This is a genomic window from Pseudovibrio sp. Ad13 (genome assembly GCF_001623225.1).
In the GTDB taxonomy this organism is placed as follows: domain Bacteria; phylum Pseudomonadota; class Alphaproteobacteria; order Rhizobiales; family Stappiaceae; genus Pseudovibrio.
Map to the genome: position 1 here is coordinate 368,645 of NZ_LMCC01000013.1, position 13,332 is coordinate 381,976.

Genomic DNA, 13,332 nt, shown 5'->3' on the forward strand with positions numbered 1-13,332 from the left:
CTGAGGTTCAGCAACCCGCATGAGTTATCAATGGTCCTGAGCTGCACCGGCTCCACGGGGGATACGTACGCTTTCCACGAGGTCCTTGATCACCTGAGGTGTTTCCTTCGTCATGCCTGCAACAAAGTAAGCAACAGCGAAGTTCACAGCCGCACCAATCGCACCAAACGATGTGGATTTGATCGTTCCAAGCAGCGGATCAGCATCTGAGAAGCTGGCTGTGCCTGGAATGAAGAACCAGCCCTTGTGCAGGAAGATGTAAACAAGGGTCACAACCAGACCAGACAACATACCTGCAACAGCGCCAGTGTTGTTGATGCGGGTTGAGAAGATACCCATCATCAGCGCAGGGAAGATGGATGCCGCCGCAAGACCGAAGGCCAGTGCCACCGTTTGCGCCGCAAAGCCCGGAGGATTGAGCCCCAGATAGGTTGCCACGACAATCGCAACCGCCATGGCCACTCGGGCAGACATCAACTCACTCTTTTCTGAGATTGATGGCTTAATAGCCCCCTTGATCAAGTCATGACTGACCGCCGAGGAGATTGCGAGCAAGAGCCCTGCTGCTGTTGAAAGGGCCGCTGCCAAGCCGCCTGCAGCCACCAGACCAATCACCCAACCTGGCAGGTTTGCAATTTCCGGGTTCGCCAGCACGAGGATGTCACGGTTGAACTTTGTCAGCTCATTTCCAACCCAGCCTTTTTCGCCGGCAAGAGTTTGCATTTTTTCACTCTTGTCGTTGTAGTACTGGATTTTGCCGTCGCCGTTCTTGTCTTCCCAAGCCAGAAGTCCTGTCTTTTCCCAGGTGTGCATCCAGTCGTATTTTGGGTCGTTCTTAATCTGTGCAACTTCAACAGCACCACCATTAATGCCGCCATTCGGCCACATCATATCTGTGATGTTGAGACGTGCCATCGCGCCAACTGCAGGAGCGGTGATGTAAAGCAGTGCAATGAACACCAGCGCCCAACCTGCGGACCAGCGTGCATCAGCTACTTTAGGCACGGTGAAGAAGCGCATGATCACGTGCGGCAGACCCGCGGTACCGATCATCAGAGACAGCGTGAACAGCACCATGTTGAAGGTGTCAGCATTGTTCGATGTGTATGAGTTGAAGCCAAGCTCAGTCACCACCTGATCCAGTTTGGTCAGAAGCGGTTCGCCACTTGCAACATCATTACCGAACAGACCAAGACCTGGAATTGGGTTGCCAGTCAATTGCAGCGAGATGAAAACTGCTGGAATGGTGTAAGCAGTAATCAGCACTACATACTGAGCGACCTGCGTATAGGTAACGCCTTTCATGCCGCCGAACACAGCGTAAGCAAACACAACACAGGCACCGATCAACAGGCCTGTTGTGTTGTCAACTTCCAGAAAACGACCAAAGGCAACACCAACACCCGTCATCTGACCGATCACGTAAGTGGTTGACGCAACAATCAAGCAAACCACAGCAACAATACGAGCGGTCTGACTGTAGAAGCGATCACCGATAAACTCAGAGACGGTGAACTTGCCAAACTTGCGCAGATACGGAGCAAGAAGCAGTGCCAGCAGCACGTAGCCACCAGTCCAACCCATCAAGAAGGATGAGTTGTCATAGCCGGTAAACGCAATAAGGCCAGCCATGGAAATAAAGGATGCCGCAGACATCCAGTCAGCTGCAGTTGCCATGCCATTGGTGACAGGATGGACGCCGCGGCCTGCAGCGTAAAATTCAGATGTGGAGCCCGCACGGGCCCAGATCGCGATGCCGATGTAGAGCGCAAAGGAGCTGCCCACAAATAGCAAGTTGATAGTAAACTGATCCATGATCTGAAAAGCCCCTATTCTTCTTCAACGCCGTGTTCACGGTCAAGACGGTTCATACGCCAGGCGTAGAAAAAGATGATCGCCAGGAAGACCAGAATGGAGCCCTGTTGTGCGAACCAAAACCCCAGATCAGTGCCGCCAACACGAATGCCGCTCAGCAGCGGGCGTAGCAAAATGCCAAACCCGAACGAGACCAGAGCCCATATAACGAGGCTTATTTTAATGATACGCATATTGGCAGCCCAATATGCGTTGTTGGATGAGTTATCTGACATGCTCTCCTCCCGTTTGGGCCGGATGAAATTCAACCGGACGGCATATGCCCCCAAATCTCAAACTGGATTTGCTGTTGATGACCAGTACCTCCCACTGGTCAGCTGGCTTGGAGAGTATTCTTTGATCTTGTTTGGCCTAACAAACCCCATCAAGAAAAGCCGCTCAGGTGACGTAGAATCCCATCAAAACACCACCATTCCCAGAAAGCTAAGCTTTACATTTGCGTAGAGTTTAGAGCTCGCAGACTTACACAGCTAGCCACTTGCTCCCTTAAACCCGCCCCACTTCAACAAGAAAGCGTTGCGTCAGTTCCCAATGCCGGAACTGAGCTATCACAAGATCCTCCAACGACTCCCACACAAGCCACCTTCAGCACCCAGTTTGTTCCCCCACGGTCAACTTGTACACGCCTACTTACGTAGAGAATACTTATGTATTACAACCAAAGACTTTGAGACTACTTGTAGCTTGGTTTCCTTTTTAACTTGTCAAATTGTTGTGACATAAATATCGACACCATGAGTTCTCAAGGAACCGAGAACGTTTCCATGAGTGTTGTCTAAACTGGAGTTTGTCCCAGTTTCCGGGCAGTTTGATTAAAGTAGTTATGCCGCCATTTTCCTAGCCCTTTGTTCATATGCCTAACAATGTGAATTGTAGTTTATTGCCGAATGTTGGCGTCGGCGGCTGTGGAACAACCTCAATGTATTCAAAGATCGCTGCTTTTGCCTGCTACATTGACTAGAATATCAAGCGCTGGATGAGCACTTTCTTCATAGAGGCAAAAAAGCTCTCCATGAGAGCATTATCAAGTCACTTGCCCAAGCGACACATGGATTGTCTGACGCCAGTTTCACGCCACAGCTTGCGATACTCCTCGGAGCGAGATGGCGACTCGAGGTCGCTATGCTGAATAAGACCGATAGTCACTCTGCGCCTTGCCAGAGCTATGTTGCAAACATCACTGAGCAGGCTTGCCTTCATATACTTGTCCATAGCCCAGCCGACAATTTCCCGTGTTGCTATATCCTTAATGTCGACCACAGACCGCCAACCTTCCTCGGTGACACAGTAGGTGATCTCAGCAAGTCAGATGGTGTTTGGTACAAAACAATCCAAGTTAGTATACTCAATTGTCCGGAATTCAGGGTGAATTCCAATTGTTGTGGTAACATAAAATAGATAAAGATAATATCAGTCATACTTTCGCTTTTGATGTCTAAAGTAGAGCGCAGGCATCATCGAGCACACTTTGACTATTACTTCTGATCGCACAGAGCTTCTGTGCTCTTTCAAACTTAGTTGTGCGAGTTCAAGATCTGTCAGTGCTGTTGTTTCTTCAGATAATACTATGTGTTTCTGTCTGCAGTGCAATCGGTGCAGGGGCAACGACTTCGCTGATTATCTGAGGCCGGGATGCATATGGCATGCTCTGAGGAAATACGGCTTCCGTCAACTCGGAGTTGTTAAGGATCAGCCCAGCTTTCGCAATAACTTCCAAATTTAGGGTACATCTGATGTATCCCAGTCCGTCAATAAGGCTTGTGATAGCTGGCAAGGCAAAAAAACATCGGGCAACGATCATCGTTCTCTCTATCTCGATTCATACTTGTCTTTATCGCGCGCCTGTTGCCGCTGCCAAGGTCTCATGAAGTGCGTCATCTCCTGTGTTGGGGAAGTAAGGTGATGCCGGTGTTGTGTGTTCCGTTTGCGGAACACACAACACTCTAAGATAGCTTCGAAAACTCAATGTACTTGGAGACATAGATGAGCCTCCAAGTATCAGTTGAGACACATTTTTGATTATAGCTATTTTTTAAATGTGAACGTATCGATGATCGTTGCATAAACTCCTGCGGATAACCTAACAGCCAACAATGGTATCAAAGCAACTCGGATTGTGACAAGTGCAGGTACTGCATGAAGCGTTCGTATTGTGTGACCACGTCTGCTATCAACTGTTCCTCGGTATAGCCAAGCACGTCGTACTCCTGACCGCCTTGGGCAAGGAACACCTCGACGCGGTAGTAGTTGGTGCCTTCCTCTTCGGTCTCGTCCTCATTTTCATCTTCGTCAATGAGGTGACCCGGGCCAATTGCCAAAGCGGTTGTGAAGTACCGTTTTCGCAGGCCATACACAAAGACCGTTTCTTCAGACTGTTCGATGGTCAATCGATAGTTCTTGGTACCGGTCAGTGTGGCTTTGAAACCGCGTGTCTCAAATTCCGCCTGCACCTTTTCCAGAGCAGGCTTGCCAATAGTACCCATAAAATGTCGTGCGTCTTTTAAGGTCGCGTTTTCAGTCAATGTTCCGATGCGCTGCCTCCAATCCACGGTGCTTTTTGTGTACTGCACTGTGGTGTGGTGCATTTGCAGGTTTTTGGTGCGCAAAGCATCATCCTGCAAGGCTTTGTAAAGGCCAAAGCACATCAGCAGCATAACAATGAGGAAGGGGAGCGCACTGGCAATCGTCGCAGTTTGTAAAGCTCCCAGCCCACCTGCCGATAACAACACAATCGCAACAACGCCCTGTAGAACAGCCCAAAATACACGCTGCCAGACAGGGGAGTTGATGTCGCCGCCAGAGGTCAAACTGTCAATAACCAAAGACCCGGAGTCGGAGGAGGTTACAAAGAAAACCACCACCAACACAACGCCCAGCATGGAGAGTACAGATGAAAATGGCATGTACTCAAAGAACTTGAAGAGAGCCAGAGACACATCAGTAGAAACGGCTTCAGCAAGGCTATCTGCCCCTCCATTGAGGATCAGATCAATACCTGTGTTCCCAAAGATCGTGAACCAGATCAGGCTGAACCCTGTTGGCACAAACAGCAGACCAACGAGGAATTCACGGATGGAACGACCACGGGAAACGCGTGCGATAAAGGTGCCTACAAAAGGTGACCACGAGATCCACCAGCCCCAATAAAGCAGAGTCCAACCGCCCAGCCAGTCATCTTTTCGGTCATAGGCGTAAAGGTTGAAGGTCTTATGGATCAGGTCCCCCATATATGCGCCTGCATTTTGCACAACAGTCTGCAGCAATGTCACGGTTGGCCCAACAATCAGGACCAGCACCATAATGCAAACAGCCAGAATGAGGTTTGTTTCAGAAAGACGCTTCACACCTCGATCAAGGCCGGAAAAAACCGAAGCCGTTGCCATGCTGGAGATGAGTACGATCAGAATGATTTGTGAGGTTGTCGAAACAGGGACGTCAAACAGATAGTTCAGGCCAGCATTCACCTGAAAAGCACCATAACCAAGCGAGGTGGATACACCGAACAAAGTGCCTAATACCGCAAATGTATCAACCGCATGGCCGATCGGACCGTAGATCTTCTCTCCAAACAGAGGATAGAGCGCGGACCGCGGCAACAAAGGCAATTGGTGGCGGTAGGTGAAATACGCCAATGAGAGGGCCACCACACCATAGATTGCCCAGGCATGCAGACCCCAGTGGAACATGGTGATCTTCATTGCCTCACGAGCAGCCTCAATGGTTTGCCCTTCCATGTCGGGTGGAGACATGAAATGCATGATCGGCTCTGCGACACCGAAGAAAACCAGTCCAATGCCCATACCTGCTGAAAACAGCATGGCGAACCAGCTTTTGTAGGCGTAATCGGGCTCAGCATGGTCAGGTCCCAGTTTGATATCACCAAACCGGCTCACCATGATGAAAAGGATGAACAGCAGAAAAATCGCAACTGCCAGAATATAGAGCCAACCAGTATTAGTTTCGATCCAATCCTGAATGTTGCTGTAAAACCTCTGAGAGCCTTCCGGCCAGATGACTGCTGTAATTAGGAGCAGAAAAATCAGCGATATGGAGCTGATAAAAACAGGAGGATTAAACTTGTGCTTTATTCTCATCACGTGCTTCAACAAGCGCCGAAAAATGCAAAAAAAGGGCGCACGAGTGACGAGGACTGCATTTTTCAAAGCAAAGCTATCTCAGTTGTGTAGACGGCCTCTTAAAACAATGTGTCCAACTCAGGATGGTTCTAAGCAAAACAAATATATATGCTTCGAATGACCAAAGCTGGGGCCGAGCATTTACTCCTGCCTTCACCAAGTGGCAATAGCTTTTATGTCGCACCTGAAAGTACGTATTCTTTTTTAATTTCAAAGGCTTGTAGATTTAAGTTAAGAGTGCTCGTGCTGAGCTGTAGAGCAGCGCTGTCAAACTCAACTGTTTCGCCTGAGAGCCCGGCTCAAAACAGCATAAAACGAGATATCTGATCGCGACTGGGCTTTGAAATGCTTAGTTCAACTCTGTAGGGAACATCAAAGTCGGATGACTGCCATTTTGTCTTGTGTCATGTCGTGCATGGTGTAGCCGATACCCCCGGTGTTGTAGCCAGACTGGCGACGACCAGCAAAGGGCATCCAATCCACACGAAAGGCGGTATGGTCGTTGACCATGACGGCAGTGGCATCGAGACGCCGGACGGCTTGGAAGGCTGTCTCTAAGCTTTGAGTGAAAACAGCGGCCTGAAACGCAAAGGGCAGGCTGTTTGCAGTCTCAATAGCCTCTGCAATACTATCAATGCTGTAGACGCAAATCACCGGACCAAAAATTTCCTGTTGCGAAACGCGAACATTAGCGGGTGGATTCAGCAACACGGTGGGGGCATAGATTGTCGGGCCCAGGCGTTTTCCGCCTGCCAGCAACTCGGCTCCTCCATCGATAGCCTCATTCACCCATTCCTCAACCCGGTCCACCTCACCAGGCCGGATCAGAGGACCGCAATCCGTTGTCGCATCAGTCGCATCACCCACTTTCAGCAGTTTGGCAGCCTCTGCCAGCTTTTGTGCGATCTCCTGCGCTTTAGAGGGAGGAGCAAATACACGCTGGACAGAAACACAGACCTGACCAGAGTGATAAAAGCCACCCTTGATTAAAAGAGGGATCATGTCGTCGATATGGGCGTCGTCGCTGACAATGACTGGCGCAGCTCCGCCATGTTCCAAAGCGCAGCGCGCACCTGGTGTCAGCTTTGAGCGAAGCATCCAGCCAACACGTGCAGAACCAATAAACGAGAAGAACCCAACCCGCTGATCAGTGATCATCTGCTCAGCCACTTCGTTATTACAAACAACGGCACGGCACCAATCTGCAGGCAATCCGGCCTCATGTAACATGCCTATAAAAGCCAAACAGGACAATGGTGTATCAGGAGCTGGTTTGATGATAACCGGACAGCCTGTGGCCACCGCCGGTGCCACCTGATGCACAATCAGGTTGAGTGGGTGGTTGAAAGCGCTCGCAGCCACGACCACACCAATCGGCTCGCGCTGGGTAAACGCGATGCGACCTGATCCAGCTTCTGTCAAGTCCATCGGAATTTCGCGGCCAGTCATTTGGCCAACCTCGTGTACGCAAAGTTCTACACCATCAATGGCGCGCATCACTTCCACACGGGCATCAACCAGTGGCTTACCACCTTCGTTGGCGATCTGGAACGCCAACTCGTCAAAACGAGCCTCCATGAGCTGAGCTGTTTTCTTCAGGATGGCAATTCGTTGAAAAGCAGGAAGCCACTCATCACGCTGACGAAAGAGACTATGCGCAGTCTCCAGAAATGCATCGACCTGTCCCCATTCACTGGTCTTCACACTGCCGATGCATTTCAGGTTGAACGGATTGACGACATCCAGTGTCTTGCTCATATCAGGCACACCTTGGCTGCAAGCTCATCAATCAAAACCCGCTGGTTTTCGCTGTAATCAACGGGAATATCAACCAGATGGACCCCGCCAGCAGTAAAGGCCGCTTCAAAGGTTGGCAGCAGGTCTTCTGTGCGGGTAATCCTGTGGCCAGTAGCACCATAACTGTTCGCATACTCGACAAAGTTAGGGTTGCCAAACTGCAAGCCCCAGTCTTCAAACCCTGCATGAGCCTGCTTCCAGCGGATCATACCGTAAGACCGGTCATCCAAAACAGTGACCACCAAATTGAGTTTCAACCGAACAGCCGTTTCCAACTCCTGACTATTCATCATAAAACCGCCATCACCGCAGATCGCCATAACACGGCGATCAGGATAAAGCTTGGCTGCCATCATAGCTGAAGGTAGGCCAGCGCCCATTGTCGCCAATGCGTTGTCTAAAAGCACTGTATTGGGTTGATGAGCCTTGTAGTTGCGGGCGTACCAGATCTTGTAGATCCCGTTGTCGAGCGCAATAATATCGAAATCACCCATCACCCTGCGTGTATCAGCGACCACCCGTTGTGGGATAACCGGAAAACGCGCAACATCACCACCTTCAGAGGTGTGTAGGTCTGTCTCTTTTTTGATGCGCTGGAAATAACTGCGATCAAAGTCCAGCGGACCACCCAGAATATCGCCAAGCCGTGCAACGGACCGGGCAAGATCTCCTACCACCTCAACCTGAGGGAAGTACACCTGATCAACCTGCGCAGCCTTGTAGTTCATATGGATCACTTTAGTGCCGCCATGTTCCATGAAGAACGGCGGTTTTTCGACAACGTCATGACCCACATTGATGATCAGATCAGCCCGTGCAATTGCGCAGTGCAAATAGTCTCCATCAGAGAGCGCAGCAGTACCAAGGAACAGGTCTGAGCGCTCATCAATGACGCCTTTGCCCATCTGAGTGTTGAAAAACGGAATCTGGGTCTTTTCGGCGAAAGCCTTGAGTATGGAGTGAGCGTCCTTACGGTTTGCTCCAGCTCCGAGCAACAACAACGGCATTTTTGCATTGCGGATCATCTCAGCTGCTTCATTCAGCACCGTATCATCTGCGACCGCGTAGTAACGGGGATGAGGGTGCAAGACAGCTTCATCAGTTTCTTCAACAGCAATATCTTCAGGCAGCTCCAACAAGACCGCGCCGGGGCGCTCCTCTTCCGCCACGCGGAAAGCCTCACGGATCAGGGCAGGGATGGTATTGCCATGGACAATCGCCTTGGACATCTTACAGATCGGCTCAAACAAACTGACAATGTCAATGATCTGAAATTGCCCTTGCTTGGACTTCTTGATCGGCTTTTGCCCGGTGATCATGATCAAAGGCATGCCGCCCAGAAAAGCATAGGCCGCCGGGGTCGCAAAGTTGGTCGCGCCAGGTCCTAGCGTCGCCATGCAGACGCCCGCTTTGCCAGTCAAGCGCCCATAAGTGGCAGCCATAAAGGCCGCACCTTGCTCATGTCGGTTCAACACCAGTTCAATTGTAGAGGTACGAAGGGATTCAAGAACGTCAAGGTTTTCCTCACCAGGAACAGCAAAGACGTATTCAACACCTTCCGCTTCCAGTGCAGCTACAAGACGATCAGAAGCTTTCATCGGGGCATGAGAGTCAGGCATGGGATCTCCTGTTCAGTCAACGCTTTGCTTTAGAACTTCAGGCTTATATTCTCTCTATGAGATCAGAAATTAGTAAAGGCAGTATGCTGATATTTGAAGTTTCCGTAGGGATATCTTTTGGCGGTTGGTTCTCCGTCAAACAAAAGGACTACTAAGTAGCAGGATTTTGGTTCAGGTTCGGTACATACACTTGTGTTTGCTCCAATGTTTTATAATAAGTGAACCTTCAAGTTGAGCATTCTTGAGAGAATGCGTCAGCAGTCACATCAATCCGTAGCTAAAATCATTTGATTGGTATACCGATGGGCAACTATTTATTTTTAGATTATTGAGTATTATTTAAGTTCTGCTTCTGTCAGCTTCAAGATTGGATGCACTGCGAAGATCATTCGCAATATTGGATTAAGGTTATCAACGGACTTAACGGTTATTCGTTCGTAGGTTGCGACCATCTTACTGCGTAGTCTATTTAATGTAGCTTGTTTTCCTAAGGCATGCCTTTGGTGTCAATAGTTAACAGCTGTTTCATTCTGACGGTCGTTGTAGGATAAGAGAGGCAAGTACGTCTGTTGCCCTACTTGTCTTCAACGTTTTGGTAAGAGATTCTCATGCGGGTGAAGCTCATGGAGATGTGGGCTTTTTGGATGAGGGAGACGGCTTTCAGGTCTCCCAGCTTTAACGCTGTCAGGATGTCGTCCATTTCCCGGTTGAAGATGATAACTTCGTCTGTCAAATCGATGACGGATGCAAATAGAGACTTGAGCCAGATGCGGGTTGTCTGCATGTAGAGCCTCTCCGATATCTCGCGCAAAGGTCCGTTATCTGTGAGCTTGAGGATGGTGAGGAAGAAGTCCATGATCAGGATCGAGAACTCGCGGGCATTTGGGTTTGTCTGCAGTTCTTTGGCGCGGGCAGTCAAAGCCTCAAACTCAGATAGTATCTCCTTTGTGGGAGGTGCTGGTGACAATTTTCCGCTGAGTTCCGCCAGTTCCATGCGCAACAGATAGGTTTGCTCCAGCTCCTTGATGTCCACGTCCGTTACAAAGGTACCGACACCATGAACTGAGCGCAGCAGGCCTTCGCTTTCCAGGCGAACCAGCACCCGGCGCAATGGTGTCCGGCTCACACCGAATTCTTCCGCCAGTTCTGTTTCAGAAAGTCGTTTTCCGGGCGCGTAATCCAACAGGCAGATACGATCCCTAATTTCATCATACATCCGGTCAAACCGGTCGCGTGCGCTATAGTCGATATTCGCCAGATCCAAGATGTTCACCGATCACTCTTTTCTCGTGTTCTCGTTGTATATACTCATAGTGCCAAGGGCAAAGCTATTGATCCCTTGGCACACTAGTTGTTTGGCCTGACGTATTTATAAATCAGTCTTTTATGAAGAGTTTGCGCTCAACATTGCAAAGAGCTTGGGCCGGGCCTGCCTCGGTGATGACGATTGTCTCCGTGGTCTCCAGCCCCCAGTCATCCAGCCAAAGGCCTGGCATGAAATGAAAGGTCATTCCGGGCAACAAAACTGTTTCATCCGTAGGTCGAAGCGAGAGAGTGCGCTCGCCCCAATCAGGTGGATAGCTCAAACCAATCGGGTAACCGCAACGTCCTCCACGATCAATGCCGACTTTGGCGAGTGCATCGTTGAGTGCATTGGCTATATCACAGGCGCGGTTTCCAGCTTTGGCCGCCTCCAGGCCAGCTTCCAATCCTTCTGTCAGGGCCATCGAGGCGTCGACCATCGATTGTGGAGGTTTGCCAAGAAAGACTGAGCGGCACAGTGGGGCGTGATAACGCCGGTAGCAACCGGAGAGTTCAAAGAAAGTAATCTCTCCAGTTCGCATTTGGTTGCCGTTCCAGGTCAGATGAGGTGCTGTCGCATCCCTTCCAGATGGTGTCAGAGGCACAATGGCAGGATAGTCTCCCCAGTCATCTCCAACACCAGTAATCCCGGCGTGGCTTATATCCGCAACCAGCTCATTCTTCCTCATCCCAGGTTCAGCTTTATCCAGTGCAATCCTGATAATTTTGTCCGAGATGACTGCTGCTTTTCGAATGAAAACAAGTTCTTCTTCTGATTTAACACCGCGCTGCCAGTTGACCAGCGCCGTTGCATCAACAGGCACTGCATTGGGGAGCTCTGAAAACAAAACCGCATGTGCTTTGGCGGAGTAATAATAGTTTTCCATCTCCACGCCGATGCGGGATGTGGAGTAGCCTCTTGCTTCAAGGTGTGATGCCAGATCCTCCATAGGATGGCAGGTTGTTGACTGGATGTAGCGATCTGCATAGCCAAGCACATGGTCGTCATCCATCCAAACAGTTCGCAGCGCCCCATTTGCATCCTGAATCCGGCCCCACCACAACGGATCTCCCTCCAGTGGCAGGATTACGCCTTGATGCACGTAAAATGACCAGCCGTCATAGCCCGTCAACCAAGCCTGGTTCGATGGATCAGTCACAAACAAGACCTCAACCCCGGCCTGCATCATGGCACTGCGGGTCAGAGCAATGCGCCGATCGTATTCTGTTTTGCTGAATGGAGCATTTTCTAGGCCCATGTCGCCCTCCCTTGTCAAAATTATATTTGTACACAACAATAACTAGCGACAATAAGATCAATCAAATAAATCAAATTTACCAGCATTAAAATTAGCAAAATGTAGCTATGTGGGTAATTTTATTATTGACTATACTGAAATATCGATCATGTTGTGTACATCAAGTATTTGCACGTAGGTTTGAGGTTGCATAGCAAACCTGCCGACGTGGCAGTTCCTATGAACAGTCACAGGCATTCACTGGAAACGGCGCGCAAGATGCCGAGTAAAACAGATATTCATCATGATGATTTTGGGGGAGGAATTAATGACAGGTATCTTTAAACGGGCGTTACAATCTTGCGCAGCGGTGGGATTGGTTCTCGCTGCAACCGGAGCAGTGCAGGCTGATACATGGCGATATGCTTTTGAAGAAGCCATGACTGATGTTCAGGGCGTGTATGCTCAAAAGTTCAAAGCAGAAATTGAAGCAAACTCTGATCATGAAATCCAGCTGTTCCCTTATGGAACGCTTGGCGAGTCTGCTGATATCATGGAACAGACGCAAGATGGCATCTTGCAGTTTGTTGATCAGTCTCCAGGCTTCACCGGCGCTTTGATACCGGAAGCACAAGTGTTCTTTGTGCCTTATCTCCTTCCTACAGATCAAAAGCATCTCGCTCGCTTCTACCGGGAAAGCAAGGCGATCAATGACATGTTCAAGCCGCTCTATGCTGAAAAAGGCCTTGAACTGCTGAACATGTTCCCCGAGGGCGAGGTGGCAATGACCACCAAGAAGCCGGTGAAAACATGTGCTGATCTGAATGAAGTCAAGTTTCGCGTAATGACCAACCCACTGCTGGTTGAGAGCTATCGTGCATTTGGTGCGAGCCCGACACCACTGCCATGGGGCGAGGTTTATGGTGGGTTGCAAACCAACCTTATTCAGGGGCAGGAGAACCCGACTTTCTTCCTCTATTCGACCAAGATCTATGAGGTCACCGATTACATCACGTATGCGGGGCACAACAATTTCACCACCGCGGTGATGGCAAACAAAGATTTCTTTGATGGCTTAAGCGCAGAAGATAAGGACCTGGTGGAAAAGGCAGCAGCTGCTGCATATGACCATACCGTCGTCTATCAGCAACAAGCCGCTGAAACTGAGCTTGCTAAGATCATGGAAGCCAAGCCAGAGATGAAAGTCACTGTTCTGACCGAAGATGAGCGTAGATGTTTCAAGGCAGCCGCGGCTGAGGTTGAAAAGACCTTCATCGAGATGACAGGTGATAGCGGCGCTGCAATCATTGCACAAATGAAAGCCGATCTGGCCGCGACTGCAGACTAACAGTCAGTTGTTATCGC

At 49.8% G+C, this 13,332-nt stretch carries 10 protein-coding genes; 2 read left to right on the forward strand and 8 right to left on the reverse strand.

What is annotated here, in order from left to right; all coding sequences use genetic code 11:
• Nucleotides 1–27: 27 nt before the first annotated feature.
• A complete protein-coding gene (locus PsAD13_RS15315; RefSeq protein WP_063296079.1) occupies nucleotides 28–1,815 on the reverse strand; it encodes a sodium:solute symporter family protein in 1,788 nt (595 codons plus the stop codon).
• 14 nt (nucleotides 1,816–1,829) lie between these two features.
• A complete protein-coding gene (locus PsAD13_RS15320; protein ID WP_057462081.1) occupies nucleotides 1,830–2,090 on the reverse strand; it encodes a DUF4212 domain-containing protein in 261 nt (86 codons plus the stop codon).
• Here PsAD13_RS15320 and PsAD13_RS15325 point away from each other — a divergent pair.
• Nucleotides 2,089–2,319, forward strand: a complete 231-nt coding sequence (locus PsAD13_RS15325) for a hypothetical protein (protein WP_063318696.1) — start codon at nucleotides 2,089–2,091, stop codon at nucleotides 2,317–2,319. The two genes, PsAD13_RS15320 and PsAD13_RS15325, sit on opposite strands and share 2 nt — an antisense overlap.
• A gap of 585 nt (nucleotides 2,320–2,904) precedes the next feature.
• Here PsAD13_RS15325 and PsAD13_RS15330 read toward each other — a convergent pair.
• From PsAD13_RS15330 to PsAD13_RS15360, 6 genes are all read right to left on the reverse strand, one after another.
• Nucleotides 2,905–3,171, reverse strand: a complete 267-nt coding sequence (locus PsAD13_RS15330) for a DDE-type integrase/transposase/recombinase (protein ID WP_084404729.1) — start codon at nucleotides 3,169–3,171, stop codon at nucleotides 2,905–2,907.
• An 803-nt stretch (nucleotides 3,172–3,974) separates the two neighbouring features.
• Entirely contained in the window at nucleotides 3,975–5,969 is a 1,995-nt protein-coding gene (locus PsAD13_RS15340; RefSeq protein WP_063292032.1) for a BCCT family transporter, read from the reverse strand.
• A gap of 414 nt (nucleotides 5,970–6,383) precedes the next feature.
• Nucleotides 6,384–7,769, reverse strand: coding sequence for an aldehyde dehydrogenase family protein (locus PsAD13_RS15345; protein WP_063318699.1), 1,386 nt, complete (start codon nucleotides 7,767–7,769; stop codon nucleotides 6,384–6,386).
• Nucleotides 7,766–9,427 (reverse strand): acetolactate synthase large subunit, encoded by a 1,662-nt coding sequence (locus PsAD13_RS15350; RefSeq protein WP_063318700.1) that lies wholly within the window; start codon nucleotides 9,425–9,427, stop codon nucleotides 7,766–7,768. The genes PsAD13_RS15345 and PsAD13_RS15350 overlap by 4 nt, the downstream gene beginning before the upstream one ends.
• 574 nt (nucleotides 9,428–10,001) lie before the next feature.
• On the reverse strand, nucleotides 10,002–10,700 hold the full coding sequence (locus tag PsAD13_RS15355; protein ID WP_244275171.1) for a GntR family transcriptional regulator: 699 nt from the start codon (nucleotides 10,698–10,700) through the stop codon (nucleotides 10,002–10,004).
• 103 nt (nucleotides 10,701–10,803) lie between these two features.
• The gene (locus tag PsAD13_RS15360; RefSeq protein WP_063318701.1) at nucleotides 10,804–11,988 is read right to left on the reverse strand and encodes a M24 family metallopeptidase; all 1,185 of its coding nucleotides are present in this window, start codon (nucleotides 11,986–11,988) and stop codon (nucleotides 10,804–10,806) included.
• A gap of 307 nt (nucleotides 11,989–12,295) precedes the next feature.
• On the opposite strand from PsAD13_RS15360, the gene dctP reads away from it, so the two are divergent.
• On the forward strand, nucleotides 12,296–13,315 hold the full coding sequence (gene dctP / locus PsAD13_RS15365; RefSeq protein WP_063318702.1) for a TRAP transporter substrate-binding protein DctP: 1,020 nt from the start codon (nucleotides 12,296–12,298) through the stop codon (nucleotides 13,313–13,315).
• Nucleotides 13,316–13,332 lie beyond the last annotated feature (17 nt).

Excerpts from the sequence above, each read along its gene's own strand:
- PsAD13_RS15360 (WP_063318701.1), bottom strand. The coding sequence starts at position 11,988 with ATGGGCCTAGAAAATGCTCCATTCAGCAAAACAGAATACGATCGGCGC.
- dctP (WP_063318702.1), top strand. The coding sequence starts at position 12,296 with ATGACAGGTATCTTTAAACGGGCGTTACAATCTTGCGCAGCGGTGGGA.
- PsAD13_RS15340 (WP_063292032.1), bottom strand. The coding sequence starts at position 5,969 with ATGAGAATAAAGCACAAGTTTAATCCTCCTGTTTTTATCAGCTCCATA.
- PsAD13_RS15315 (WP_063296079.1), bottom strand. The coding sequence starts at position 1,815 with ATGGATCAGTTTACTATCAACTTGCTATTTGTGGGCAGCTCCTTTGCG.
- PsAD13_RS15325 (WP_063318696.1), top strand. The coding sequence starts at position 2,089 with ATGCTCTCCTCCCGTTTGGGCCGGATGAAATTCAACCGGACGGCATAT.
- PsAD13_RS15320 (WP_057462081.1), bottom strand. The coding sequence starts at position 2,090 with ATGTCAGATAACTCATCCAACAACGCATATTGGGCTGCCAATATGCGT.
- PsAD13_RS15350 (WP_063318700.1), bottom strand. The coding sequence starts at position 9,427 with ATGCCTGACTCTCATGCCCCGATGAAAGCTTCTGATCGTCTTGTAGCT.
- PsAD13_RS15345 (WP_063318699.1), bottom strand. The coding sequence starts at position 7,769 with ATGAGCAAGACACTGGATGTCGTCAATCCGTTCAACCTGAAATGCATC.